Genomic DNA, 25,691 nt, shown 5'->3' with positions numbered 1-25,691 from the left:
GCTGTGCTCTAGACTGACTGCATGTCCACAACTCAGCCCGCCGCCCTGCGGCCCCGCTCGGTACTGTTTGCGCCGGGTGGCCGCGCCGATCTGATGGCCAAGCTGCCCCGCTCTGACCCCGACGCCGTCGTCATTGACCTTGAAGACGCCGTACCGGCCACCCCCCAGGCCAAAGCCGACGCCCGGCCCATTGCCCGCGCGGGCAGCGAGGCCCTGTGCGCGGAGCATCCACAGCTGGCGGTGTTCGTGCGGGTCAACGCGGTCCACTCGCCTTTTTTTGGGGAAGACCTAGCCGCACTGCACGCTGGACTGGCCGGAGTCGTGGTGCCCAAGCTGGAAGCCGCGGTAGATGTCGAAATGGCCCGCGACGCCCTGCGCGAACGCGGGCTTGACCTGCCGATTCTGGCCGGGCTGGAAACCGGGGCGGGCGTCTGGAACGCGCACGCCATCTTGCGGCAGGACTGCGTGCGCTGGGCGTATTTCGGTGCAGAGGACTACATCACCGACCTGGGCGGGGTCCGCACTCCCGGCAATCAGGAGGTGCTGTACGCCCGCTCGCAGGTGGCGCTGGCCGCCCGGCTGACCGGCACCCACGCGCTGGACATCGTGGTTACGGCGCTGAACGACGATGCCCGCTTCCGCGAGGACGCCGCGCAGGGCCGCAGCCTGGGCTACGGCGGCAAGCTGTGCATCCACCCAGCGCAGGTGCCGCTCAGCAACGAACTGTTTGGCGTGAGTGAAGCGCAGCTGGCCCGCGCCCGCGCCCTGCTGGACGCCGCCGCCGAGGCTGCACAGGCTGGGCACGGGGCATTTTCGTTTGAGGGGCAGATGGTGGATGAGCCAATGCTGGCCACCGCCCGCGCTGCACTGGCCCAGGCTGGAAAGGAGAACGCGCAATGACCGAACTGAACGCCGACCTGCTGCGCCCCCAGGGCCGCTACTTCGAGGAGTTGCCGCCCGGCACGGTGATTCGCCACCGGATCACCCGCACGCTGACCGAGAGCGACAACATTTTCTTTACGACGCTGACCATGAACCCGCAGCCGCTGCACCTGGATTTTGAGTACGCCGCGCAGAGCGAGTTTGGGCAGCCACTGGTCAATTCGATGATGACCCTCAGCCTGCTGGTGGGCCTGAGCGTACACGAACTGACGCTGGGCACCCTGATCGCCAACCTGGGCCTGGATGGCGTGCGGTTCCCGGCCCCCGTCTTTCACGGCGACACCATCCGCGCCGAGTCGGAAGTGCTTGAAGCCCGGCCCAGCCGCAGCCGCCCTGGTCAGGGCATCGTCACCGTGCGGCACCGCGCCCTCAACCAGCGCGGTGAAGTGGTGGCCGAGTGCACCCGCACCATGCTGATGCAGGGCGGCCCGGCGCAGCCCTGAGCGCTACGGGAGACCGTGGCCCAGTCGGTACACTGCCCCTTATGGCGGGATTGCAAGGAAACATGGATGCGGCGGGGGCACAGGTCTGGCAGGCTCTCTCCCCCGCTGACCGGCAGTTTCTGAGCGACCTACATGCCGACACCGCTGGACAGGGGGAGCTGGCACTGGTAGGCGGTGCTGTGCGCGACGCGCTGCTGGATGTGCCCGCCGACTCGCCCGACCTGGATATCGTGCTGGACACCACCGGCGGTCTGAGCGTGGCTGAGCTGGCACGCCGCTACAGCGCCCGCACCGGCCTGCCTTACACCTTCCATCCCCAGTTCGACAACGCTACCCTCTCCCTCCCCGGCGGACGCAGCGCCGATCTGATCCGGGCGCGATCCGAAACCTATCCGGTCCCCGGACAGCGGCCCGTCGCCCAGGCGGGTACGCTCACAGACGACCTCTGGCGGCGCGATTTTGCCCTCAATGCGCTGGCCCTGAAGCTGAGTGAGCCGGAGTTGCTGGACCCTACCGGCGGCCTGCCCGACCTGCACGCCCGCACCCTGCGCCCGCTGCACGCCCACTCGCTGCACGAAGATGCCAGCCGCCTGATCCGCGCCGCACGTCTGGCCGCGCGGCTGGACTTGCGACCTCATCCAGACTTGTTGCGCCAAGTGCCCGACGCTCTGGCCCTGGCCCACGCCACCCCGCGCCTGTGGGCCGAGCTGGGCTTGCTGCTTCACGAGCCTGACCCCGCCCAGGCCGCTGCCAGGTTGCGGGAATGGGGTGCCGGGGCCGTCCTACCCAACGGCCTGGAAGACCTCTGGCGGTCCCTGCACGCGGCAGGTGCCGGGCCAGTGGGCTACGCCGCCGCCCTGCTGCACGGTGCAGAACAACCCGGGCTTTGGCAGGAACGCCTGGGCCTCAGCAGCGCCCCCACCCGGCTGCTGGAACGCGCCCGCTCGCACACCACTTTTGCGCCCGGCAGCCCTGAACAGACACTCCGCCGCGTGCTTTTTCCGCAGCGCCCAGACTACGAGCCGCTGCAAGGCCGCGACCTGTTGGCCGCTGGCTGGGCACCGGGACCGGGGCTGGGGCAGGCGCTGGGGCATTTGCAAGCGCTGCGCGGTTCAGGAGAAGTGAGCAGCCGGGACGAAGAATGGGCCGCCCTGCACGCGTGGCAGGAGCGGCCCACAGGCAACGGGCAACACTAAACAGCAAACACCAGTCCCAGTGCCCACTCACGCACCATACGCAGGAACTGGCCGAGCTGGCCCTGGAACAGCAGAATAAAAGCCATGACGGCCACAAAGCTGAGCGGACTGCGCTCGAATTCCATCAGGGCGCGGCCCAGGGGGGGCACCAGCCCCGAGAGAATCCGGCTGCCATCCAGCATAGGAATCGGCAACAGGTTGAACACCGCCAGGCCCACATTCAGCGAAAAGAACACCAGCAGCACCTGCCCCAGTGTGGTCAGCTCCTGCAAATTCGCCCCGAAGACCAGCTCCGGCGGCAGGAAACGCAGCACCACCCCCGCCAGCACCGCCAGCAAGATATTGCTGAGAGGCCCCGCCGCCGCCACCCAGAAGTTCTGCCAGCGGCCCAGGCGGCTCATGTTGACCATCACCGGCTTGGCGAAACCGAAACCCGCCAGCAGCAGCAGCAGCGTGCCAAAGGGGTCCAGGTGTGCCAGAGGATTCAGCGTGACCCGGCCCTGTGAGCGCGGCGTGGGGTCCCCGAAACGGTCCGCCGTCCAGGCATGCGCGAACTCGTGGAAGGCCAGCGCCATCATCAGGGCCAGCGCCGTGATGACAAAAGCCACCGGGTCGGTCTGAAGTAGCCCAAGCAGGCCCATGACTCAGCGCCCCCCGCCGTAGTTGGGCGCTTCTTTGGTAATCGTCACGCCGTGAGGGTGGCTTTCGACCAGGCTGGCCCCCGAAATCCGTACGAACTGTGCGTCGCGGCGCAGAGCGTCCAGGTCAGCCGCGCCGCAGTAGCCCATGCTGGACTTCAGGCCGCCCGCAAACTGGTACAGCACCTCGCCCGCCGTGCCCCGGTAGGCCACGATGCCCTCAATGCCTTCTGGCACGAACTTGCGGGTGCCACTCTGGAAGTAGCGGTCACTGCTGCCCTCGCCCATTGCGCCCAAGCTGCCCATGCCACGGTACGACTTGTAGCGCCGACCGTCGCGCAGCACCATTTCGCCGGGGGCTTCGTCGGTGCCGGCCAGGGCCGAGCCCATCATCACCACGTTAGCCCCGGCGGCCAGCGCCTTGGGGACATCGCCGGTCTGCTTGATGCCGCCGTCAGCAATGACTGGAATGCCCGCTTCCATCGCCGCCGCGCTGGCCTCAAAGATGGCCGTGATCTGGGGCACGCCCACCCCCGTCACCACGCGGGTGGTGCAGATAGAGCCGGGGCCAATACCCACCTTGACCGCATCAGCCCCGGCCAGAATCAGGTCACGGGCACCGCTACGGGTGGCAATATTGCCAGCGATTACATCCACCTCAAATTGATTCTTGACCTGCTCCAGCGCCCGCAAAATGCCCTGCGAGTGCCCGTGGGCACTGTCCAGCACCAGTACGTCGGCCCCAGCCGCCACCAGCGCCGCTGCCCGGTCCATCAGGTCAGCGCTGACGCCGATGGCTGCCGCTACTCGCAAGCGGCCCAGCTCATCCTTGGCCGCACTCGGGTACTTCATGCGCTTGGTCAGGTCCTTGATGGTAATCAGGCCGCGCAGGGTGCCATCGCTGTCGGTCACCAGCAGCTTTTCGATGCGGTGGCCTTTGAAAATCTCGCGGGCCTGCTCCAGCGTGGTGCCCACCGGCACGGTGACCAGGTCCTCTTTGGTCATCACATCCTGGATAGGGGTGCTCAGGTCGTCCACAAAGCGCATGTCACGGTTGGTGATGATGCCTTGGAGGTGACCTTCAGCGTCCGTGATCGGCACCCCGCTGATCTTGTATTCGCCCATCAGCCGGTCTGCGTCAGCGACGGTGGCGGTGGCGGGCAGGGTGATGGGGTCGGTGATCATGCCGCTTTCGCTGCGCTTGACCTTGCGCACCATTTCGGCCTGCGTATCTATAGGCATGTTCTTGTGGATCACGCCGATGCCACCTTCGCGGGCCAGGGCCACGGCCATCGCAGTTTCGGTCACGGTGTCCATTGCCGCCGAGATAAAAGGAATATTCAGCCGAATGCGGCGGGTGAGCTGCGTCTGAATATTGACGTCGCTGGGCAACACCTGTGAGTGCCGGGGGGTCAGCAACACATCATCGAAGGTGATGCCCTCCTGTCCGAATTTGTACTGGAAGCGGGCCTCTTGGTCGGCGGGGTCATAAGCGGGCGGCGTAGGCTCCTGGGTCATGCAAGTCAGTGTACCCGCTGCCCCGCCGGGTCATGGTGCTCTGATTCCAGGCGGGTGGCCGCGTCCCTGGGCCCTCAGGCCAACCGGTACACCACCGCTTCGTAGGGGCGCAGGATCAGGTCTTCGCCCTGCTGGGGCGCTGTGCCCGGCAGGTTGCCCAGCAACAAGGTGCCCCCAGGTGACACGGTCAGCGGCACGGTGACAGGCTCAGCCGAAAAGTTGCAGACCACCAGGGCGCTTTTGCCTTCCAGATGTCTGCGGTAGGCAAACAGTTGCGGGTGATTCAGCAGCAGTGGCTCTATCTCCCCGTAGGCAAACAGCGGCTGGTGGTGCAGGGCGATCAGGGCACGGTAATGCTGCAGCACCGAATCCGGGTCAGCCAGTTGCTCCTGTACGCTCAGGCCGCTGGCCCCCGCGTGCGGGTCAGCCAGCCAGGGCTCAGCGGTGCTGAAGCCACCTTCCGGGGTCCAGCGCATCGGCGTGCGGGCCTGGTCTCGGGACCGCGCCGCCAGCACGTCCAGCGCCTGCGCGTCACTCAGCCCGCGCTCCCGCATCAGCGTATAGGCATTGTGACTTTCCACGTCGCGGTAATCGTGGATGGACCCGAAGCGGGCATTGGGCAGCCCCAGTTCTTCCCCCTGAAAGATATACGGCGTGCCCCGCAGCAACAACCCTGCCGTCGCGAGCATTTTGGCGGCGGCAGTACGGTGCTGGGGGTCATCGCTCCCGAAGCGCGAAACGGGCCGGGGCTGATCATGGTTGCCCCAAAAGGTCGCCATCCAGCCGCCCGCGTCGCTCATGGCCTGCTGCCAGCCGAACAGGATGCGCTTGAGCTCCAGAAAGTCGGGAGGCATTAGCGTCCACTTGTCGCCGCCAGCGTAGTCCACCTTGAGGTGATGAAAGTTGAACACCATGTTCAGCTCGCCGCGCTGCGGCTGGGTATAGAGGATGCAGTGCTCCACCGTGGTAGACGACATCTCCCCCACCGTGACGGCCTGCGCCAACCCGGTTTCGCGGCTCAGCTCGCGGAGGTAGTCATGCACCCGTGGCCCGTCGGTATAAAAGCGGCGGCCATCGCCCTGGAGGTCGTCTTCCAGCACCTCCGGCTTGGAAATCAGGTTCACCACGTCAAAGCGGAATCCGGCCACGCCCCTCTCCAGCCAGAAGCGCACCACGTCATGTAGCTCGCGGCGCACAGCAGGGTTGTCCCAGTTCAGGTCAGCCTGCGTCACATCGAACAGGTGCAGATACCACTTGCCCACTTCAGGCGACCAGGCCCAGGCCGGGCCACCGAATTTGCTCTGCCAGTTGGTGGGCGGCTGCTCTGGCGTGCCCGCACGAAAGATGTAGCGGTCCTGATAGGCCTGCTCCCCGGCCAGCGCCCGCTTGAACCACTCGTGCTCGGTGGAGGTGTGATTAAAGACCATATCCAGCATCACGCCCATGCCGCGCTCGCGTGCTCCTGCAATCAGGGCTTCGACATCGGCCATTGTCCCAAAACGGGGGTCTACTGCCCGGTAGTCGGCCACATCGTAGCCGCCGTCGCGCTGTGGCGACACGAAAAAAGGCGTAAGCCACAGGTAATCCACCCCCAGCGCCGCCAGGTAATCCAGCCGGGCCACCACGCCGGGCAGGTCGCCCAGGCCGTCGCCGCCTGAGTCCTGAAAGCTCTTGGGGTAAATCTGGTAGATCACGCTCTGGCGGAAATCACGTAGGGGTTGCATGGGCATCTCCTTAAAAACGTGGGGCCGACTCGGAGTGTCCGGGCCGACCCACAGGGACGAAAGGTGTTGACGGCTGGCCTCAGCCGCGCGGCGTGGGCATCTGAAGCGTGTCTGCCTCCACCGAATCCACCGCGCCCATCTTATCCAGGCCGCGCTGCTTGCCCACCACCCAGGTGATGATGAACGGCACCACAACCGCAATCAGCATGGCGACAGCAAAATTGAGCATGGACGGCACCTTGATAGACAGGATGCCGGGCAGGCCGCCCACACCGATAGAGTTGGCGACCACGCCAGTGGCGATGGAGTACACCGCAGCCAGGGCCGAGCCTGCCATAGCGGCAAAAAACGGAAACACATACTTGAGGTTCACCCCGAACATGGCCGGTTCGGTCACGCCCAGGTAGCACGAAAGCGCTGCGGGCACACTGATTTCCTTGGCCTGGGTGTCGCGCTTTTGCAGGAAGATCATCGCCAGCACCGCCGAGCCCTGCGCGATGTTGGACAGCGCAATCATGGGCCACAGGTTGGTGCCGCCGGTATCGGCAATCAGCTGCAGGTCAATGGCGTTGGTCATGTGGTGCAGCCCCGTAATGACCAGCGGCGCATACAGGAAGCCGAACAAGGCCGCAAACAGCACATTAAAGCTGGAGGCCAGCCCCGCCGAGACGATGCCCGAAATCCAGCCGCCGATGGTCCAGCCGATAGGCCCCAGCACCGCGTGCGCGATGATGACCGACAGCAGCAGCGCAAAGAACGGCACCACGATCATGGACACCACTTGCGGGGTGATGCGGCGAAAGAACCGCTCCAGGTAGACCAGGGTAAAGCCCGCCAGAATTGCCGGAATCACCTGGGCCTGGTAGCCGATCATGGGCAGCTGAGCAAAGCCGAAGTCCCAGAAAGGCACGTCACCGGGGGCCGTGGTGGGCACCGAGTAGGCGTTGAGCAGCTGCGGAGACACCAGCGTCAAGCCCAGCACGATGCCCAGAATCTGGGTGGTGCCCATCTTGCGGGTGATGGACCAGGTGATGCCCACCGGCAGGAAGTGGAAAATGGCCTCGCCAATCAGCCACAGGAAGGAATTAAGCCCGCTCCAGAACTGGCTCAGCTCGGTCAGGGTCTGTTCGCCGTTGCCGAACACGCGCATTTCCCCAATCACGTTGCGGAAGCCCAGAATCAAACCGCCCACGATAATCGCGGGAATAATCGGCGCAAAAATCTCGGCGATGTTGGTCATCGCGCGCTGCAAGGGGTTCTGGTTCTGCTTGGCGGCTTCTTTGGCGGCCTCGCCCGACACACCCTGCACGCCAGCCAGACGCGTGAATTCGTTATAGAAGTCCGACACACCGTTGCCGACCACCACCTGAAACTGTCCGGCCTGGGTAAAAGTACCCTTGACCGAAGGCAGGCGCTCAATGGCGGCCACATCAGCTTTGGCCGGGTCTACCAGCACAAAGCGCATCCGGGTCATGCAGTGGGTGACGGCACTGATGTTGCTCTGGCCACCAACAAGCTGAAGCAAAGCTTGAGCGTCCTGGGCGTAATTCTGGGTCATGGTTCTCCTTCAGGGATAGACAAAGTGGGCTTTATGGGAAAGCCGAAAGACGAGCAGAAGAAAATAGGATATATAGGCCAATTCTTGCCTTTGGCCGAAAAGCAGGGTGTTATTTCTGGCCGCGACACCGTGACAGCATGGAAAAATCGGTAGGAAAAAGTGGAGATCAGTATATCCCTGCCGCCGAGGGAAGCCAGGACTTGCTGGCAGCGGTGGAAGGTGGTAGATTTTCTTTTGCCCTTTTTGCCGTTTGGCAGCAGTGGGAAATTATCCGGGGTTATAGCTCAGTTGGGAGAGCGCGTCGTTCGCAATGACGAGGTCAGGGGTTCGACTCCCCTTAACTCCACCAAGTTGATTCCATCAAAAATCAGGGCCAGCTCCGACAGAAGCACCCGCCTCCAACCAGTGAAGGCGGGTGCTTTTGCAAGTGCAGCACCGCAGCGCTGAGGCGGAGGGCGGGACTCAGATGGAGGTGAGGTGGGTACTCGCGCCTCAATCTATGGACTCCATATTTCGTCATTCCGCCCCACGGGGCGTATTGCCCTCACTCCGCTCACGGAAATGACCGCACCGCTTTGTCAAAAGGGACGTGGTAGCGGATTGGCGTACAGGTCCACCCAGTCCAGCGGCCAAAACTGGGTCTGCCCTGCCCACTCCACTTGCAGGCCCTGGGCGGAAGTGATGATCCGCGCCCCAGTTTGCCGCCCCAAATCACCAATGCTGGCGTAAGGCACACCACCTACCAGCACGGCGGGCACGGACCAGCGCTGTTCCCCTTGAACGAGTTCGGCCTGCGCTGGCTGCTCAGGCTGCCCCGTCAGAGGACGCAGCTCCAACCCGTATGCGGCGGCGAGTGCAGGCAGCGGCAAATGCACCCGTCCACCAATCAGACGTGGCTGACCGATTCCAGTGCCGGAGGGGGCAGGAAGGTCAGGCCGTCCGGCAAGCTCTGGCAACACCGGAGCAGGCACAGGGTCTGCGGGAGCAGGTGTAGGCGGCATGGCCTGGACTGCTTCCAGAGATGCAGCCGTCTGCCGACGCCGGATGAGCAGCGCCGTCTGCTCGGTTTCAGTCAGGGTCCTTCCCCAGCCCTGGGGAGTGTTGCGAAAAGACGACCACGGCCCCGCCGCCTGCGGCCAGCCGCCAGCATAAGCACGCAGTTGGCCGTCAACGACCAGCAGCCAGGTGCCATCATCGGCCACCGTCACTGGGGTGTCCATACGCTCGCCCAAGTCCTGACGGCTCACGGCCTGTCCGGCAGCGGACACCCGGTGCAGCACTCCGCTCAGGTCACCCACCAGCAGATCGCCGTTCCACAGCTCGGTGGCCGCCACCGTAATCGCCGCACCCGCCGGGTAGCTCCAGGCCGGAGTGCCGTCCAGACGGTACGCATTCAGCTCGCCGCCGAAGCTGCCGACCACCACCTGCTCCCGCGCCGTAACGATAGGACTGGCATTCACAAAACCAGTCAGGGCTTGCTTCCAGCGCAGTTGGCCCTGGGGTGTAAGCGAGTAGAGGTGACGGTCTGCCGAGCCAAAGTACAGGTTGCCAGCCGCGTCCAGGGCCGGAGAGCTGAACACCGAGCGCCCCGCCTGAAAGGTCCACAGCGCATTCCCCGCCTGGTCAAAAGCAAACACCTTGCCCGTCTGTGAGCCCAGGTAGATCTGCCCACCCTGGCCTACAGCGGGACTGGAATAGCTTGGCGCGCCCAGCGGCTGACGCCACAGCACCTCACCGCTGGCCCCGATTCGGTAAAGGCTGCCGCCAGCCGTCGCCACCACCGCTGAGCCGTCTGGCAGCAGCGCCGGACTGGCAAAAATGTCGCCGTCCAGCCGCGTATTCCACAGGGGCTGCCCAGCAGCACTGAGGGCATACAGCCGGTCATCATAAGCGGCCACCAGCAGCGAACCGTCTGGGCGCACCAGCGGAAAAGCCCGGCCAATATCACCCAGCGGCGCTTGCCACTGCACTTGCCCCGCTGCACCGATACGGTAGACCTGCCGCTCAGCCCCAAGCACGACTGCGCCGCCTTCCACACTGGCCGCCCCAGACAGCGCACCAATGCTCGCCGCCCAACTAGGCTCCTGCTGGCTCAGCGCCGACTGAGCGCTGGCCACAGACCACAGTCCAGACAGCAAAGCTATTGCAATCCTCATTACATTTTCTCGTAGATGTCTCATATTTTCGGTATTCCTTAAGCGAGTCTTCACGTCACATGGACAGACCCTGAAGCGGTGGCGGAGCAGATGAACGCTTTTTAGCCTAGCTGGTCTAAGATGAGGTCAGTTATGAAAAAGACTCTGATGCTGACTGCCCTGGTGATGGGTGCCGCAGGCGCTCAGGCCCAGCAGGCCACCACCGCCACCGCCGCTGATCTGTACAGCCAGGCTCAGGAGTACGCTGTGCAGGCTGACGTGGCCTACCCCCAGGCGTTCTATGACCGCACCCTGTGGAAGGCCAGCGTGGATAGCGCCTATGGTGCGGCCCGCATGGAACCCGGCAACCGCGACTACCAGGCTTATCTGGCCCAGCTGTACACCAAGACCCAGTGGTGGATCAACGCCTACAACACCTGGAGCGCCATGGACAACCTGAACGCCACCGAGCGTCAGTGGGCCAGCCTCAGCGCCGCCAAACTGGCTTACCTGGCGTTGCAGCGTGGTGACCGCGCTGCGGCCAGCGCCTATGTCAGCCAGGGCATGGCCTGGGCCGACAGCGACTCGCTGCGCGCCATCCGTAGCCGCCTCTAAACTTCCTGCTCTCCACTGCCCCCCAGCCCCGGGGGGCTTTTTTTGGTCCGCTGGGAGGGCGCGAGAGGTCAGCAAGCGAGGATGTATGACACCCTCTACACTGCGGAACATGCGAGTCCTTGTCCTGTCCGATACGCACGGCCTGCTGCGCCCCGAAGTGCTGGCGCTGCTGCCACAAGCCGAGCTGGTCCTGCATGCAGGCGATGTGGGGAAGCCCGAAGTGCTCTCGGCGCTCAGAGAAGCGGCGAACTGCCCCGTCCATGCTGTGCGCGGCAACGTGGATACAGCTCCTCCACTCAGCCAGCTCCCCGCGACCGAACTGGTTGAAGTGGGCGGGCGCTTCCTTTATATGCTGCACCGCCTGGACGACCTGGACCTTTCACCGCAGGCGGCGGGCATCGACGCCGTGATCTTCGGTCATACCCACCGGCCTGAGCAGCGCCATGACAGCGGGGTGCTGTATTTGAATCCTGGCTCCGTGGGACCACGGCGCTTCAGCCTGCCGGTGGCCTGTGCCTGGCTGGACCTGCCCAGCCTCAGCGTGACTGCTGTGGAGCTGGCCTAAGCAGTCCTGGACCGGCGTGGCCTGGACAGGCTTACGGTCAGCGCTCAGGGCAACCGATATACTCCCCCACATGACGCTTCACCCTGCCGCCCACGCTTCCAGCCCGCTCACCGAACATCTGGTTACGGCGCTGCGTCAGTTGGGGCTGCACGCAGACTGGCTGGAGGAGGGAGCCCTGGTTGAAGTCGGTGACCACCGCATCGTGCTGGACGTGGCACGGGGCGGCGAAGGCGAGGTGCTGGTACGGGCCAACATGCCGCTGGACATTTTCGTAGAAGAAGATTCGCTGCCCGACTCGCTGATGGGCCTGAACCTGATGAATCAGACCCTGGATTTCGGAATGCTGGTGCTGGACCCCGTCGAGGAGGAATCCGGAGACGAGGACATGCCCGCCACCTTTGCCATTGTGGGGCGCACGGTGGTGTGGCTGAGCAGCACCGGACCAGATGAAGCTCAGCGGCTGGCCACCCACCTGCACCGTTTTGAAGCAGAAATATTCAACAGCCTGGAAAGCGCAGTCAACAGCGCGGGAGCCATGACGGCTTAAAGTCTAGCCAGCCTGAGACCATGCCCCAGGTATGGCTCCAAGAAAAGCAGCCAGGGCCAAATGCTCTGGCTGCTTTTCTTGGCAGGTCAGCAGGAAAGGAATCCCGCTTGACCAACTTTACTGACAGTCCCGCTTTACTGACGGTCCTGCATAGGCACGTAGTGGGCGTCCGACTCGCCGGTATAGACCGAGCTGGGGCGCAGCAAACGGTTGTCGGCAGTGTACTCAATCACCGAAGCGCACCAGCCACTGATGCGGGCCAGCGCAAAAATCGGGGTGAAGTACTCTTTCTGAATGCCCAGGTCGGTGTACACCGTACCGGAGTAAAAGTCCACGTTGGGGTAGATGCCCCGGTCACCGAGCCGCTCCACCACAGTTTTTTCGATCTGTTCCAGGATCTGGTAGTAGGTGCTCTTGCCCTCTTTGTCGGCCACCAGTGCGGCGTAGTCGCGCAGCACGCGGGAGCGGGGATCAAAGTTCTTGTAGACGCGGTGCCCCACGCCCATGATCTTTTCCTTGTTGTCCAGTTTCTGGTTGATGTAGTCGGCGGCCTTTTCGGGGCTTCCTACTTCATCCAGCATCACCATCACTTGCTCGTTGGCCCCGCCGTGCAGCGGCCCCTTGAGCGCACCGATGGCGCTGGTCATGGCCGAGTACATGTCGCTGAGGGTGCTGGAAGTGGCAATGGCAGTAAAGGTGCTGGCGTTCATGCCGTGGTCCACGTGCAGAATCAGGGCAATATCGAACAGACGGGCCTGCTCGGTGGTCGGCTCAGTGCCGTTGAGCATGTACAGGAAGTTGCCAGCGTGGGTCAGGTCAGCGCGGGGAGCCACAATGTCCTTGCCACTTTGGGCACGCTGAATCGCGGCGATAATGGTGGACATCTGGGCAATCAGGCGTACCGAGATGGCGCGGCGGGCTTCCGGGGTGATGTCTTCGGACTGGGCGTCCAGCAGGCCGAGGTACGACACCGCCGTACGCAGTGCTTGCATGGGTACGGCACCCTGCGGCATGCCGCGAATCATATCTTGCAGCTGAGCAGGGATTTCGCGGTTGGCCTTGAGCTCAGCGTCGAACTCGGCCAGCTCCTGAGCGTTCGGCAGGCGTCCGAGCAGCAATGCCAGGCTTAACTCCTCGAAGGTGCTGCTTTCGGCCCATTCCTGAATGGGAATCCCCAGGTGGGTCAGGATGCCTTCCTGACCGTTGATGAACGTCAGCTTGCTCTCCGTGAAGCGAACTCCTTCGAGCCCCTTGGCAATGTCTTGATTCTGGGTCATAGTGCGCTCACCATAGCACCTCTGCCCTCACCGCCCCCACAGCGCAGACCACAAAAACGGCCCAGAATGAGTGCAAATGGGGCTCAAATGCATGCTCAGCACCCCCGGTTCCTGCGGCAGTGACAACAGGCCCGCACTGCCAGCTCAGCGCAGCATGCCGCCGATGGGGCAGCTACACTGGCCTGCGTGATCACTCTGGCGCTAGACACCTCCACGCCCTATCTCACCCTGGCCCTGCACTGGCCAGGCGGCGAGCTAGAAAGCGCAGAGCGTATTGAACGGGCCCACGCCGAGCGCCTGCCGAGTGGAGTGGAAGCCCTATTCCAAGACGCGGGGCTGGAGCTACGGGCAGACCGGATCGTGATCGGTATGGGGCCCGGGTCATATACCGGCGTGCGGATTGGAGCCAGCTACGCCCTGGCGCTGGCGCGGGTGTGGTCGGCAGAGCTGACGGGTGTCTCAACGCTCTGCGCCCTGCTGTCGGAGCAGCCAGGAACACAGGCTCCCGCGCTGGACGCCCGCAAGGACAATGTTTACGGCGCACTGTACCGGGTAGAAGCAAGCGGCGTCGCCGAACTCCAGGCTCCCGCGAAATACGCACAGGCCGACTTTGTGGCTTTGGCCCAGCAACAGGGGGCCGAGCTGCGGCAAGAGACCACTCCAAGCGGCCTAAGCCTGATCCGCGCCGCCCAGACGCTGGGAAGAGCACAGCCGCAACTGCATCTCAGCTATCTGTAGTCAAGCTATCTGCAGGCACGCCATCGGCAGGCAGTCTCTGGGAAGCTGCAACCTTGCGTGTCCAGCGGTCAGCATCACGGCCCTCAACTTTGGCCATCATCCGCTCAAAGCCGCGCTCCAAGCTCAGGCCACGTTCGTTTGCCAGGCACAGCATCACGAACAGCAAGTCGGCCAACTCCATCTCTAGGTCGCCCACGTCCTCACCGGGCTTGGGCGTCTTGCCGTTCTGGTGGGCAATCACGCGGGCAATTTCGCCCACTTCCTCGGTGAGGCGAGCCTGCATCAGCAGCGGCGGGAAGTAGCCTTCTTCAAATTGCGAGATAAAAGCGTCCACCCGGCGGCGGGCCTCCTCAAAAGTGAGTGGGCTGCTGCCGGGAGTCATCGGAAGTTCGGTCATGGGCTCAGGGTAGCTTGCCGGGGGCCACTGCCCCTGCGGAGCAGACCTCAGCGGGTGATGTAAAAGTAGGTCTCCTGCACGTCGCGGTCCGCCTGCACCAGCGAGGCGTCGCTGTAGCCCACGGCGTTCCAGCGGTTCTGGTCATAGACACCACTGACCGCCAAGTCACCGGCAGGACGCGCCCGGGTAAAGATGGCCCGGACCACTTGAAGACCGTTCGGCGCTTGCACGTTGTAGGTGACGCGGTCATCTGCACGCGGGAAGATGGTGGTTCCGCGCTCCACATAGGCGTCACGCACCAGCACCTGAGCGCTGCCGTCCGGCTGACGGGCCACCAAGGTCAGGTAGCCAGGTTCACGCACAGCAACGCGCAGGCGAACCTCCTCACCCTGGCGGTAGCTGGCTCCTTCTCCACGGTCAGGCGTGATGCCGACCAGCAGATTACGCTGAGACGCATTCAGGCCCAGGTTGGGGCGCTCGGTTTGGACGGTACAGGAGCTGAGGCCGGTTCCCAGCCCAAGGGCCAGCATCAGCAGCAAAAAAGGCCTAGACATGCTTTCAGCATAGCGGCTACGTGGAGCGGGCTACACTTACCCCCATTCAGGGGCACATGCTCAGCAGCCACCGCACGCACAGCACCGGCCCACCACAGGCAACATTGAGAACATGGCCCATGCTCTAGAGCATTTGACAAAAAGACGTTATGTCTTTTTGGCGAGCAGAGCGAGTACAAAACAAAGAGCAGGACGGAGAATGGAGCTATGTGGAGTGGGGTTCTCCGCATAGCGTAATTCGGAGAACTGCTCTAGATTGGCCCCATGCCTGTCTCTGCTTGGTGTCCTGCACCCCGCTGTGCTGCTTTGGGCACACTGCTTACTGGCCTGCTGGTTACTGGCCTGCTGGTCGCCTGCGGACCAACAGCAACTTCTACCGAGCAGGCCCCAGCACCACTTCAGCGCGTGGGGACCTCAGCGGTCCAGAGCGCCAATGCCGCTACCGACAGCACAGCCGGTCCACTCCCTGCCTACACCTCCGAGCAGTTCCTGCGTGACCTGCGGGCCGGCAAAATCACGTCGGTGGCCCTCAACAGCTCTGGCAGCGCAACTGTCTTTGTGAGTGACCGGCCTGGCCCTGAAGCCGTGGCCCTGCCCCCCGATGGCGACACACTCACCCTGCTGCGCGAGGCCGATATTCCGCTCACAGTCAGTTCTCCGCGCTCCCCCCTTGCCTGGATAGGCCAGGTGCTGCCCATCGCCATCACCCTGCTCATCTTGTTGGTCATGTGGCGAACCATCCGGGCGCAGCAAAGCGGCGCAGCGGCCAGTGCTTTTGGGAAGAGCAAGGTGGCGGTGATTTCCCCTGAAAAGGTCGGGGTGACGTTTGCGGACGTGGCAGGCTGCGAAGAAGCCAAAGCCGACCTGCAAGAAGTCGTGGATTTCCTCCGCCAGCCCGACAAATACCGCGCTCTGGGCGCACGCATCCCTCACGGTCTGCTGCTTGTCGGCCCGCCTGGCTCCGGCAAGACCCTGCTTGCCAAAGCCGTCGCCGGCGAAGCCGGCGTTCCCTACTTCGCCATCTCCGGCTCCGACTTTGTGGAGATGTTCGTCGGGGTCGGCGCGGCCCGTGTCCGTGACCTGTTCGAGCAGGCCCGCAAAGCAGCCCCCTGCATCATCTTCATGGACGAGATTGATGCCGTGGGCCGCAAGCGGGGCACCGGCATGCAGGGTGGCAACGACGAACGCGAGCAGACGCTCAACCAGCTGCTGGTGGAAATGGACGGCTTCCGGGGCGAGGCAGCGGCAGAAGGACAGGACATCATCATTCTGGCGGCAACCAACCGCCCGGATGTGCTGGACGCAGCGCTGCTGCGTCCGGGACGCTTTGACCGGCAAGTCGTAGTGGACGCGCCCGACGCGGCAGGGCGGGAGAGAATCCTGCGGATTCACTCCCGCACCAAACCGCTGGACCCCGGTGTGGACCTGGCGCTGATTGCCCGGCGCACCGCGGGGATGGTGGGGGCGGACCTGGAGAACCTGCTGAATGAAGCGGCCTTGCTGGCGGCGCGGTCAGAACGCCACCGGATTCTGATGTCGGATATTGATGAGGCGCGGGACCGGGTGCTGATGGGTCCAGAGCGGCGCAGCCTGGTGATTGCGGAAGCAGACCGCCGGATTACGGCCTACCATGAGGTGGGCCATGCCCTTGCCGCCCAGTTGCTGCCCCACGCGCACCGGGTCGCCAAACTGACCATCGTGCCACGTGGCCGCGCCGCTGGCTACATGCTGCCCGACAGCAAAGACACCCTCCACGTCACCCGCGCCGCCCTGCAGGACATGCTAACTGTGGCGCTGGCGGGCCGCGCCGCCGAAGAAGTGGTGATAGGCGAAGTCACAGCTGGAGCGCAGAACGACTTTCAGCAAGCCACCGGTCTGGCCCGGCGCATGGTCACCGAGTGGGGCATGGGCCAGAAAACCGGCAAAGTGGCCTGGGCCGGTGAAGCGTCCAGTTATCTGGGCGGCGGCTCTCAGCCGTTTTCCATGAGCCAGGCCACCGCCCGCACCATTGACGAGGAAGTGCGGGACTTGGTGACCCAGGCGCATGAGCAGGCCGTGCAGCTGGTCCGCGACCAGCTGCCGCAGGTTCACCGGGTGACCGAAGTGTTGCTGCGGCGCGAAACCCTAAGCGGCGAGGAATTCTCCTCCCTGCTGGCTGGTGGTTCACTGGATGACCTGCCCGCAGAGACATCGGCCCACCGCCCCTCCCCCGCCTAGAACCGTTCTCAGAATGGTGTGACCCCTAGGAAAGCAGGGGACACCACTCCATTCTTCATCCTATCCCCATTCTTACTGGCTCTGTTCACCAAAAAGACAGGACGGCTTGTGAGCCAACGTTTGAGCAATAGGGCCTGGGCTCAGTCCTGTCGGGCCGACATGGCCGCTGTGAGCAGGCCCATCAAGTCCGATTCGTGGGCACGGGCAGCCCGCAGGAGCGAGTTCTTGACTGCTTGCTCGTCCGACGACCCGTGACCGATAAAGGTCAGGCCGCCGACCCCCAGGAGCAAACTGGCTCCATAAGTGCTGGGGTTCAGCCGCTCGGCCAGTCCCTTCAGCGCGCCGCGAGCCAGCAGCCCGCCAGCTTTGGCTTTGAGGCTGCTGCCGAGCGCTTCTTTGACCCAGCCCAGCAACACCTTGGCTTCGCCCTCAGCCAGCTTGAGAACCACGTTGCCAGTAAAGCCATCGGTCACAACAATATCGGTGGTGCCCTGGAAGATATCCCGGCCTTCTACATTGCCGTAGAAGTTCACACCCTTGCCCTGAAGTTCCCGCAGCAGGGCGTGGGCGTCAAGCACCAACTGACTGCCCTTGTGGTCCTCTTCCCCAATACTCAGCAGACCCACAGTAGGGTCACGGCGGTCTTCGACCACTTGCAGATACACCGTCGCCAACAGCGCCCACTGGGCCAGATAGACCGGCTTCACATCGGCGTTGGCCCCGACATCCAACAACGTCACGAAGCCGTTCTTGGCTGGCAGGTGGGTCAACATGGCTGGCCGCTCGACCCCACCCAGCCGTCCCAGGGTCAGCAGCGCCGAGGCCATTGCCGCGCCACTGTGTCCCATCGTGACTGCCGCCGCTGCCCGGCCTTCTTTGACCAGGCGGGTGCAGACATTGATACTTGCCTCGCGGCGCGAGCGCACATCCCTTGCATGTTCGTCCATGCCGATCACGTCAGGCGTGTCCACCACACGCAGCGGCAGACTGCTGCTCCCAGCATGCTTGGCAAGCTCGGCGTGAATGTGTGGTTCCCGTCCAACCAGCAACACCGGCACGCCAGCGCGGGCCGCCGCCACAGCTCCAGCCACGTTGGGCTCTACGCCGTAGTCGCCGCCCATCGCATCCAGCGCCATCGGCAGGGGGTAAGGAGCCGGAGCCTCAGCGCTCATGGTCCACCCCTGCACTCGTGTAAGACAGCCGCTCCAGAGCGTCACCACTCCGGGAAGATGGCGAGCGCTGAGGCCAGCCCCCACGGTCTTCGGCTCCCGTGTCTGCACGCCCGTCACTGGGCAGGCGGTAACCAGGTCGCTCAAAGTTCTGGCGGAGGTCACGCAAGTCCAGATATTCGTCGGCCGCATTGCGCAGCTCGTAGCTGGTCATTTCGGGAATGCTGACCACCACAGTACGCTTGCCCCGGGCCCGCAGCACTTCCAGTGGGCGCTCGAAGCCGCCATCACCGCTGATCAGCACCGCCGTGTCAAAGTGCTTATCTCCGGTCAGCAAATCGGTAACCAGTTCTACATCCAGGCTGGTGCGCCGATAAAAAGCGCCGCTTTCATCGGTCACTTCACGCAGCGGCTGGGTCCGAACGGTATAGCCCATGTAGGTGAGTGCATCAGTAAAACGCTTTTGTTTGTCGTCGGTCTGCGCCGGAAGTGCCGTGTAATAAAAAGCATTGTGCAGGCTGCCACGCTCCCGGAAATACTCCAGTACCTTGCGGTGATCGAAGTTCCATCCCAGGCGCTTGGCCGCCGAATAAATACTAGCCCCGTCTACATACAGGGCAATTCGCTGTGAATTCATCTCTAAACCTCTTCTCTTCCCTATTGTACCGGGCACTCATTCATCTGAACGCGGCAGTGCTGAAGCGGACGGCCTCCCGTCTAGCCACACTGGCAACAGTGGAAGCCCGAAAGGCACAGGGGCATCGCTCCGCAAGCAGGCTGCCACCTCCTGCTCCAGCCGTGCCCAGTCCACGCCAAACACTCCGGGCGGCAACCCCCGCAAATAGACCTGCGCCTTGGCAAAATTACGCTCAGTCAGGCTCCCCATTCGCCAGCGCTTGTGCAGGGCCGCAGCAAGCAGAATTAGGGCTTGTAGGGCGCAGCGACGCTCTCCAGTCGCCGCCAACCACTCCGGTTCCCAAGCCTCGTGGGCTTCCCACCAGTGCCCAGCGGCAAACAGCTGCGCTCCAGCCTGCCAGCTCGCGGGAAAAGCAGCTTCACTCGGATTCATACTTCTGTCATATCAGATGCCCTGCCCCAGGCGACTGGCCATTAGCCAAGCTTTCAGGTTCGCTCAGAAGGCAAGCAGGCTCCCGGTCAGCAGGCACATAGGACCTATACTGACGGGCATGAAACCTGTTGAACTGACAGACGGCAACTTCAAGGATGAACTGGGCAGCGGGCTGACGCTGGTGGATTTCTGGGCCCCCTGGTGTGGCCCCTGCCGCATTATCGGACCTGTTCTCGAAGAACTGGCGGGCGACTATGACGGCAAGGTCAAAATTGGCAAGGTCAATGTGGACGAAAACCCCACCACGGCTGGCCAGTTCCGCGTGATGAGCATCCCCACCTTGATTCTGTTCAAGGACGGCGAGCCCATCGAGCAAATGGTCGGGGCTGCACCCAAGCGGGCTTTTGAAAACCTGCTGAACAAGCACCTTGAATCCGCTGCCAACTAAGCGACTTTTCCCTGGGCCTGCCATACCGCGCAGGCCTTTTTTTGTGCCTGATATAGAGGCAGGCGAGAGGAGTGGCGATAGCAACAAAAAAGCCGACCCGAAGGTCAGCTTCCTTGCTTGGGATTCAGGCTCAGACCAGTTCGATCAGGGCCATGGTGGTGGCGTCGCCGCGGCGAACGCCAGTCTTCAGGATGCGGGTGTAACCACCGCTGCGCTCAGCATAGCGAGGAGCGATTTCTTCCATGACCTTGCTCACGACTTCTTTGTCGTGAATGTCCTGGGCCACCAGACGGCGGGCGTGCAGATCGCCGCCCTTGGCAGTGGTAATCAGCTTCTCGACGTAAGGGCGCAGTTCTTTGGCCTTGGTCAGGGTGGTTTGAATGCGGCCTTCACGCAGCAGCGCAGTCGCCTGGGCACGGGCCAAGGCGGTGCGGGCGCTGCTGTTGCGGTTCAGCTTGCGGCCAGCTCTTCCGTGACGCATAGCAGTTCTCCTTTATAGGTGAGGGGTTTCGGGAAAAGGCGCAAGCACCTTATCTCCCAGGGAGCGGAATTTTAGTCACGCAGGGCTTTGCCGAACTGGGCCAGCTGCTGCTTGATTTCGTCTAGGCTGCGTTCACCGATACCGGGCACCTTTTTCAGGTCACGGTCACTCAGTGCACACAGGGCATCAACACTGTCAATGCCTTCTTCTTTCAGCGAGTGCAGCACGCGGGTGGTCAGACCCAGCCCTTCCAGGCTGACACTGGGCTCACCGCTGCTGGCACTTTCCTCGGCAGGAGCGGCACTGTCCAGCGCCACTTCAGCTTCAGGTTCCACTGACTCGGCGGTCATGTAGTCCACGGTGCCGCCTTCACTGTCTTCCAGTTCCTCGACAGAACCGAAGACCAGCAGCTCTTCACGCAGAATATCAATGGCCTGATCCAACACATCCTGGGGGCTAGCGCTGCCATCTGTCCAGATGCGCAGAATCAGCTTATCCAGGTCGGTCTGGCGACCTACACGGGTATTCTCCACATGGTAGGCCACGCGGCGAACCGGGTTGAACATCGCGTCCACCGGAATGGAGTTGATCCGGTCTTTGGTGGCGTGCTTGTCGGCAGGCACGTAGCCTTCGCCTTCTTCCACGCGCACTTCCATTACCAGCTGACCGCCATCGGCCAGGTTAGCAATTTCCAGATCGGGGTTGACGATTTCGGCGTCACTGGGCACTTCGAAATCCGAGGCCCGAATAACTCCTTGGCCCTGAGCACGGAGCGTCAGGGTTTTAGGGCCGGGGGCATGAAACTTCACCACCAGTTCCTTGAGGTTCAAAATCAGACGGATCACGTCTTCTTTGACGCCAGGAATGGTTGAGAACTCGTGCAGCACGTCCTCAATGTAAACACTGGTGACGGCTGTACCCTGAATCGAGGACATCAGAATGCGCCGAATAGGGTTGCCGATGGTGACCCCGTAACCACGCTTGAGTGGTTCGAGCACGAACTCGCCATAGTTTCCTTCGACGCGGGCTTTGAGTTGAGGGCGCTTCTGATCCATGGGACCTCCAGGGTTAGCGCGAGTAGTACTCGATGATGAAGTTTTCGTTGATCGGCAGGGCCAAGTCTTCGCGGGCGGGCAGACGGTTGAAGGTGCCCGTGAACGTCTCAGCGTTCACTTCCAGCCAGGGGCTGGGGCGGCGGCGCTTCATGGCTTCCATGTTCTCCTGAACAAAGCCCATCGAGCGGCTCTTGTCAGCCACGGTGATCTCGTCACCGATCTTGACGCGGTAGGAGGCAATGTCCACTTTTTTACCGTTGACCAGAATATGGCCGTGTCCCACGAACTGACGGGCTTGACGGCGGGTGCTGGCAAAGCCCATACGGAACACGACATTGTCCAAGCGGCGCTCCAGCAGTTGCAGAAACACGGTACCCAGCACGCCAGGTTGACGGGTGGCTTCCTCGAACAGGTTACGGAACTGCTTCTCGTTCATGCCGTACAGACGTGACAGCTTCTGCTTTTCACGCAGACGCACCGAGTAGTCGCTCGGACGGCCACGGCCACGGCGCTGACCGTGCTGGCCAGGCGCGTAAGGCCGGCGGTCCAGATACTTCTGAACCTTTTCGGTTTCCGCCAGGTTGATGCCTTCACGGCGGCTTTGTTTAACGATAGAACCACTAAAACGACCCATATTTCTCCTTGGTATCGGACACGTGCAGAGGCAGTGTCCTGGTCAATGCGACCCTCTGCTGCTGAAGGCTTTTTCTGAAGCCGCCAGCGCCGCTTCCTCAGCCTGTGGTGGGCCTAACTGCGCTACAAAGGCGTACGCAGCGGGAAGCGGAGCAGGTGGGTGCGCGCGTAGCGCTTAGGCGCGGAACTTCTTCTTGGGGCGGCAGCCGTTGTGAGGCACAGGAGTGTCGTCCATGATGGAGCGCACTTCGATGCCGCTGGCCTGAATGGCGCGGATGGCCTGCTCGCGGCCGGAGCCGGAGCCACGCACAATCACGTCAACCGAGTTCATGCCAAAAGACTGCTGGGCTTTTTTCACCGCGTCAGCAGCGGCCAGCTGAGCAGCGTAGGGCGTACCCTTCTTGCTGCCTTTATAGCCGATGGTGCCGCCACTTGACCAAGCCACGGAGTTGCCGTCTTGATCGGTGATGGTGACGATGGTGTTGTTGTAGCTGGCATGCACATAAGCGCGGCCAGCTGCAATGTTGCGGCGGCTGCGGCGGGGTGCTCTGCCTTTGGTGGTCTTCGCCATGGCTTACCTCGCTGCCTTTTTCTTGCCAGCAACGGTCTTCTTGGGACCTTTGCGGGTACGGGCGTTGGTCTTGGTCTTCTGACCACGGACAGGGAGGCCACGGCGGTGACGCAGACCGCGGTAAGCACCGATGTCCATCAGACGCTTGATGTTCTGGCCCACTTCGCTGCGCAGGTCACCTTCGACCTTATAGGTCTTTTCGATGGCTTCACGCAGGGTGGACTGTTCGGCTTCGCTCAGATCCTTGACGCGGGTATCGGCACTCACGCCGGTACGCTCCAGAATCTCGCGGCTGCGGGTCAGGCCAATACCGTAAATGTAGGTCAGGCCAATTTCAACACGCTTTTCGCGTGGCAGGTCTACACCAGCAATACGCGCCATACTCAGCCCTGCCTTTGCTTATGCTTGACGTTGGTGCAAATGACGAACACCCGGCCATGACGGCGGATGACTCGGCAGTTGTCACACATTTTTTTGACACTACTGCGCACTTTCATATACTTCCTCCTCGCGCCGCCTTTGCTTCATGCTGAGCAGCGCTCGACCCCCTGACCTGACCACTGCTGGCCCTGGTCTTCTGGGAATCTGCGGGTACTTCCCGTTGGTGTGGCTCACGTAGGAATGTGGAGACACAGCCCCACTACTTCCCAAGCTCCCCGGTTACTTGCGGTAGACGATGCGTCCGCGCGTCGTATCGTAGGGGCTGATTTCCAGAACAACCCGGTCGCCGGGCAAGATCCGAATATAGTGAATCCGCATCTTGCCACTGATGTAAGCCAGGATTTCATGGCCGGTGTCAAGCTTCACCTTGAACGTGGTGTTGGGCAGCGCCTCTTCAACCACGCCCTCGGCGCGCACGACATCCGAGTCTTCCTTCTTACGCTTCTCGTTTTGTTCCGGCATTTTTCGTCTCGCCACATAACCTCCAAGCTAAGTACAAGCCAAAGAATAAGGTATCACGCCCCCCTAAGCCCCGCAAGCCCTAGAATTGGCGACGAGGCGAGGGGGAATAAACTTCACTGGGCGCTGGAAATGGCCTGCTCAATGCGGGCGTAGACTTCGTCCATGGTGCCGGTGCCGTCGATCTCGGCCAAGCGGCCCGCACTCTGGTAATGCTCAATCAGAGGAGCCGTTTCCTGACGGTAGACCTCTTGGCGGCGGCGAGCCACTTCTTCGGTATCGTCACTGCGGACCGTCTGGCCAGCAGCTGCCGCCTGTCGCCCGCGCTCCACGATGCGGCCAATCAGTTCCTCATCGGGCACTTCCAGCAGGATCGCCGCGCTGACAGGGGCACCCAATTCCTCTAACAGCAGGTCTAGTGCATTGGCCTGAGCCTGGGTCCGGGGGAAGCCATCAAAAATGATGCGCAGGGGCTCCATACTGCAAATGCGGTCCCGGATCAGTGCCACCAGAATCTCATCGGGCACCAGTTGGCCCGCGGCCAGGATTGGAGCTACCTGCTGGCCCAACTCTGTCTCGCGGGCCACATGGTCACGCAGGATATCACCCGTGCTGATTTTGGTCAGTCTGTGTGCGGCGGCCAGACGCTCGGCCTGTGTGCCTTTACCCGCTCCAGGAGGGCCTAGAAAAATAACAACCTGATTCGTTGCTTGAGTCATTGCGTACACTCCTTCGTTTGGCTTGTTTGTGGCTGACCTTGAGGCAGCCGTCAAGTTCATCATAAGGCGCAAACGCCTGCGGCTGATCGGGCCGCCCCGACTTTGCGATCTACCCGCTGCCTTTCACTACGTCCCAGACAACTTCAAGCCTGAAGATGATGGGGTGCCACCGTCACAGGAACAACGGCAAGCAAATGCAGGAGGCCCATAAAAAAACCGTCCCCGAAAGGAACGGTCTTGTCAGACTGCCAGAGCAAGCGATGGCTCAAGTGGTGCGGTCACGCAGACGGCCCTTGCGGATAAATCCGTCATAGCGGCGCACCGTAAGTTGGGCTTCCAATTGTTTGAGGGTTTCGAGGGCTACACCAGCAATAATCAGCAGACCTGTGCCACTGAACATAAATGTGGTAATGCCCGTCAGGCTTTGGACCAACTGCGGCATCAAAGTAAGCACCACCAAGAAGGCCGCACCCCAAAGGCTGAGACGCGAGCTGATGCTGCCCAGGAACTGAGCTGTAGGAACCCCAGGACGAACGCCAGGGATAAAGGCTCCCGATTCGCGCAGCTGCTCACTGATCCGCTTGGGATCAAACTGCACGGAGTTGTACAGGAAGGTAAAGCCGAAAATCAGCAAGCCTTCTAGAAGCATGTACCAAGGGCTCCCAAAGGTCAGATAAGTCTGGATAAACTCATTGACCTGTGGTGCTCGCTCTACAGTAGCCGAGGCGATCAAGTTGGGAATGATCAGCATCGCAGAAGCGAAAATCACCGGAATGACACCCGCTTGGTTCACCTTGATAGGCAGCCAAGTGGCCTGTCCTGCACGGCGACCCGTCCCAGCGGCACCGCCACGCGCACGGGCGTAAGTGATGGGAACGCGGCGCTCTGCCTGGTATACATACACAATGCCGACGATGGTAAGGACAATGATACCGATGAAGGCCAGCAGGGGCAGTAGCGTGAGCTGACCACTACGGAACAACTCAACTGTCGCAGCGATTTCACTGGGGTAGACCCCAATGATCCCGCTCACGATGATCAAGCTGATTCCGTTGCCGATGCCCACATCAGTGATGCGTTCGCCAATCCACATGGTGAGTGCCACCCCAGCAATCTGGGTCAGCACCATAACCAGGACAGTAAACAGGCCCGGGTCCCAACCCACCGCCACAAAGGCAGGATTACTGGTGATAAACAGAGAAAAGAAAAGTGCCTGAAACGCCCCCAAGGCCACAGCCGCGTAGCGGGTGAGCTGGTTGATACGCTTGCGCCCTTCTTCGCCTTCCTTGCTGAGCTTTTCCAGCTGGGGAACCGTTTTGGTCAGCAGCTGAATCACGATGCTGGCCGTGATATAAGGCAGCACCCCCAACGCAAAAATCGAGAACTGCGTGAGGTTGCCGCCCGAAATAAAGCTCAGCAGGCCAAAGAGGTCATTGTTGGTGGCATTTTGCAGTGCCGCCACATTGACCCCCGGCGTAGGAATGGCGCTCCCCAGGCGGTAGACCGCCAGGAGGAGCAGCGTAAAGACAATCTTCCGCAGCAGCTCCGGAGTCTGGAAGGCTTCGCGGAAGGCCCGGAGCAT

At 62.4% G+C, this 25,691-nt stretch carries 29 protein-coding genes and 1 tRNA gene; 10 read left to right on the top strand and 20 right to left on the bottom strand.

What is annotated here, in order from left to right; genetic code table 11:
* Positions 1-21: 21 nt before the first annotated feature.
* From IE158_RS04405 to IE158_RS04395, 3 genes are read left to right on the top strand one after another with little or no spacing between them, the layout of a single operon-like run.
* On the top strand, positions 22-900 hold the full coding sequence (locus tag IE158_RS04405; protein WP_189642450.1) for an HpcH/HpaI aldolase/citrate lyase family protein: 879 nt from the start codon (positions 22-24) through the stop codon (positions 898-900).
* A 5-nt stretch (positions 901-905) separates the two neighbouring features.
* Positions 906-1,385 (top strand): MaoC family dehydratase, encoded by a 480-nt coding sequence (locus IE158_RS04400; RefSeq protein WP_189642487.1) that lies wholly within the window; start codon positions 906-908, stop codon positions 1,383-1,385.
* 41 nt (positions 1,386-1,426) lie between these two features.
* Positions 1,427-2,581 carry a tRNA nucleotidyltransferase/poly(A) polymerase family protein gene (locus IE158_RS04395; RefSeq protein WP_229838891.1) on the top strand — a complete coding sequence of 385 codons (1,155 nt, stop codon included), beginning with the start codon at positions 1,427-1,429 and terminating at the stop codon, positions 2,579-2,581.
* Here the strand turns inward: IE158_RS04395 and IE158_RS04390 are convergent.
* The 4 genes from IE158_RS04390 to treP all read right to left on the bottom strand — a co-directional run bounded on the left by IE158_RS04390 (position 2,578) and on the right by treP (position 8,019).
* Positions 2,578-3,222: a site-2 protease family protein gene (locus tag IE158_RS04390; RefSeq protein WP_189642449.1), complete on the bottom strand. Its 645-nt coding sequence runs from the start codon at positions 3,220-3,222 to the stop codon at positions 2,578-2,580. The genes IE158_RS04395 and IE158_RS04390 overlap by 4 nt on opposite strands.
* Positions 3,223-3,225: 3 nt before the next feature.
* Complete coding sequence (guaB, locus tag IE158_RS04385; RefSeq protein WP_189642448.1) at positions 3,226-4,737, bottom strand: IMP dehydrogenase; 1,512 nt, start codon at positions 4,735-4,737, stop codon at positions 3,226-3,228.
* A gap of 74 nt (positions 4,738-4,811) precedes the next feature.
* The gene (locus IE158_RS04380) at positions 4,812-6,461 is read right to left on the bottom strand and encodes an alpha,alpha-phosphotrehalase (RefSeq protein WP_189642447.1); all 1,650 of its coding nucleotides are present in this window, start codon (positions 6,459-6,461) and stop codon (positions 4,812-4,814) included.
* Positions 6,462-6,540: 79 nt separating this feature from the next.
* Positions 6,541-8,019, bottom strand: a complete 1,479-nt coding sequence (treP, locus tag IE158_RS04375; RefSeq protein WP_189642446.1) for a PTS system trehalose-specific EIIBC component — start codon at positions 8,017-8,019, stop codon at positions 6,541-6,543.
* Positions 8,020-8,292: 273 nt separating this feature from the next.
* On the opposite strand from treP, the gene IE158_RS04370 reads away from it, so the two are divergent.
* Positions 8,293-8,368: transfer RNA gene (locus IE158_RS04370), tRNA-Ala, on the top strand.
* A gap of 229 nt (positions 8,369-8,597) precedes the next feature.
* Here IE158_RS04370 and IE158_RS04365 read toward each other — a convergent pair.
* Positions 8,598-10,136, bottom strand: coding sequence for an outer membrane protein assembly factor BamB family protein (locus IE158_RS04365; RefSeq protein WP_189642445.1), 1,539 nt, complete (start codon positions 10,134-10,136; stop codon positions 8,598-8,600).
* Between the two features lie 171 nt (positions 10,137-10,307).
* Here IE158_RS04365 and IE158_RS04360 point away from each other — a divergent pair, with 171 nt between their 5' ends.
* The 3 genes from IE158_RS04360 to IE158_RS04350 all read left to right on the top strand — a co-directional run bounded on the left by IE158_RS04360 (position 10,308) and on the right by IE158_RS04350 (position 11,881).
* Positions 10,308-10,769, top strand: coding sequence for a hypothetical protein (locus IE158_RS04360; protein WP_189642444.1), 462 nt, complete (start codon positions 10,308-10,310; stop codon positions 10,767-10,769).
* A gap of 109 nt (positions 10,770-10,878) precedes the next feature.
* Entirely contained in the window at positions 10,879-11,334 is a 456-nt protein-coding gene (locus IE158_RS04355; protein ID WP_189642443.1) for a metallophosphoesterase family protein, read from the top strand.
* A gap of 70 nt (positions 11,335-11,404) precedes the next feature.
* Positions 11,405-11,881: a hypothetical protein gene (locus IE158_RS04350; RefSeq protein WP_189642442.1), complete on the top strand. Its 477-nt coding sequence runs from the start codon at positions 11,405-11,407 to the stop codon at positions 11,879-11,881.
* Between the two features lie 134 nt (positions 11,882-12,015).
* Here the strand turns inward: IE158_RS04350 and IE158_RS04345 are convergent, their stop codons facing one another.
* Positions 12,016-13,158 carry a citrate/2-methylcitrate synthase gene (locus tag IE158_RS04345; protein ID WP_189642441.1) on the bottom strand — a complete coding sequence of 381 codons (1,143 nt, stop codon included), beginning with the start codon at positions 13,156-13,158 and terminating at the stop codon, positions 12,016-12,018.
* A gap of 186 nt (positions 13,159-13,344) precedes the next feature.
* On the opposite strand from IE158_RS04345, the gene tsaB reads away from it, so the two are divergent.
* The gene (tsaB, locus tag IE158_RS04340) at positions 13,345-13,896 is read left to right on the top strand and encodes a tRNA (adenosine(37)-N6)-threonylcarbamoyltransferase complex dimerization subunit type 1 TsaB (RefSeq protein WP_189642440.1); all 552 of its coding nucleotides are present in this window, start codon (positions 13,345-13,347) and stop codon (positions 13,894-13,896) included.
* Here the strand turns inward: tsaB and IE158_RS04335 are convergent.
* Together IE158_RS04335 and IE158_RS04330 are read right to left on the bottom strand one after the other, a co-directional pair.
* On the bottom strand, positions 13,883-14,293 hold the full coding sequence (locus IE158_RS04335; protein ID WP_229838890.1) for a nucleotide pyrophosphohydrolase: 411 nt from the start codon (positions 14,291-14,293) through the stop codon (positions 13,883-13,885). The two genes, tsaB and IE158_RS04335, sit on opposite strands and share 14 nt — an antisense overlap.
* A 47-nt stretch (positions 14,294-14,340) precedes the next feature.
* Positions 14,341-14,847 (bottom strand): DUF4384 domain-containing protein, encoded by a 507-nt coding sequence (locus IE158_RS04330; protein ID WP_189642439.1) that lies wholly within the window; start codon positions 14,845-14,847, stop codon positions 14,341-14,343.
* Between the two features lie 264 nt (positions 14,848-15,111).
* Here IE158_RS04330 and ftsH point away from each other — a divergent pair, with 264 nt between their 5' ends.
* Positions 15,112-17,064: an ATP-dependent zinc metalloprotease FtsH gene (ftsH, locus tag IE158_RS04325; protein WP_229838889.1), complete on the top strand. Its 1,953-nt coding sequence runs from the start codon at positions 15,112-15,114 to the stop codon at positions 17,062-17,064.
* A 140-nt stretch (positions 17,065-17,204) separates the two neighbouring features.
* On the opposite strand, the gene plsX is transcribed toward ftsH, so the two are convergent.
* From plsX to IE158_RS04310, 3 genes are read right to left on the bottom strand one after another with little or no spacing between them, the layout of a single operon-like run.
* A complete protein-coding gene (gene plsX / locus IE158_RS04320) occupies positions 17,205-18,236 on the bottom strand; it encodes a phosphate acyltransferase PlsX (RefSeq protein WP_189642438.1) in 1,032 nt (343 codons plus the stop codon).
* Positions 18,226-18,870 carry a LabA-like NYN domain-containing protein gene (locus tag IE158_RS04315; protein WP_189642437.1) on the bottom strand — a complete coding sequence of 215 codons (645 nt, stop codon included), beginning with the start codon at positions 18,868-18,870 and terminating at the stop codon, positions 18,226-18,228. Before IE158_RS04315 ends, plsX begins: the two co-directional genes overlap by 11 nt.
* A gap of 36 nt (positions 18,871-18,906) precedes the next feature.
* Complete coding sequence (locus IE158_RS04310; RefSeq protein ID WP_189642436.1) at positions 18,907-19,302, bottom strand: DUF309 domain-containing protein; 396 nt, start codon at positions 19,300-19,302, stop codon at positions 18,907-18,909.
* Positions 19,303-19,420: 118 nt separating this feature from the next.
* Between IE158_RS04310 and trxA the strand changes: the two genes are divergently transcribed.
* Entirely contained in the window at positions 19,421-19,750 is a 330-nt protein-coding gene (gene trxA, locus IE158_RS04305; protein ID WP_189642435.1) for a thioredoxin, read from the top strand.
* Between the two features lie 130 nt (positions 19,751-19,880).
* Here trxA and rplQ read toward each other — a convergent pair whose 3' ends face one another.
* The 9 genes from rplQ to secY form a co-directional block, all read right to left on the bottom strand.
* Positions 19,881-20,231, bottom strand: coding sequence for a 50S ribosomal protein L17 (gene rplQ / locus IE158_RS04300; RefSeq protein WP_013614202.1), 351 nt, complete (start codon positions 20,229-20,231; stop codon positions 19,881-19,883).
* Positions 20,232-20,302: 71 nt separating this feature from the next.
* Positions 20,303-21,286: a DNA-directed RNA polymerase subunit alpha gene (locus IE158_RS04295; RefSeq protein ID WP_189642434.1), complete on the bottom strand. Its 984-nt coding sequence runs from the start codon at positions 21,284-21,286 to the stop codon at positions 20,303-20,305.
* Positions 21,287-21,299: 13 nt separating this feature from the next.
* The gene (gene rpsD, locus IE158_RS04290) at positions 21,300-21,920 is read right to left on the bottom strand and encodes a 30S ribosomal protein S4 (RefSeq protein WP_189642433.1); all 621 of its coding nucleotides are present in this window, start codon (positions 21,918-21,920) and stop codon (positions 21,300-21,302) included.
* A 174-nt stretch (positions 21,921-22,094) separates the two neighbouring features.
* A complete protein-coding gene (gene rpsK / locus IE158_RS04285; protein ID WP_126353197.1) occupies positions 22,095-22,490 on the bottom strand; it encodes a 30S ribosomal protein S11 in 396 nt (131 codons plus the stop codon).
* Positions 22,491-22,493: 3 nt separating this feature from the next.
* Entirely contained in the window at positions 22,494-22,871 is a 378-nt protein-coding gene (gene rpsM, locus IE158_RS04280) for a 30S ribosomal protein S13 (RefSeq protein ID WP_189642432.1), read from the bottom strand.
* 2 nt (positions 22,872-22,873) lie between these two features.
* Positions 22,874-22,987 (bottom strand): 50S ribosomal protein L36, encoded by a 114-nt coding sequence (rpmJ, locus tag IE158_RS04275; RefSeq protein ID WP_013614197.1) that lies wholly within the window; start codon positions 22,985-22,987, stop codon positions 22,874-22,876.
* A 163-nt stretch (positions 22,988-23,150) separates the two neighbouring features.
* Positions 23,151-23,393 (bottom strand): translation initiation factor IF-1, encoded by a 243-nt coding sequence (infA, locus tag IE158_RS04270; RefSeq protein ID WP_041221897.1) that lies wholly within the window; start codon positions 23,391-23,393, stop codon positions 23,151-23,153.
* Between the two features lie 113 nt (positions 23,394-23,506).
* Complete coding sequence (locus IE158_RS04265; RefSeq protein ID WP_189642431.1) at positions 23,507-24,109, bottom strand: adenylate kinase; 603 nt, start codon at positions 24,107-24,109, stop codon at positions 23,507-23,509.
* A 265-nt stretch (positions 24,110-24,374) separates the two neighbouring features.
* Positions 24,375-25,691, bottom strand: coding sequence for a preprotein translocase subunit SecY (gene secY / locus IE158_RS04260; protein WP_189642430.1), 1,317 nt, complete (start codon positions 25,689-25,691; stop codon positions 24,375-24,377).

It is taken from the genome of Deinococcus piscis (assembly GCF_014653275.1).
GTDB classification, from domain to species: Bacteria; Deinococcota; Deinococci; order Deinococcales; family Deinococcaceae; genus Deinococcus; species Deinococcus piscis.
The sequence above is the reverse complement of the archived record's forward strand: the minus strand, read 5'-3'. Positions and strand labels throughout refer to the sequence as shown.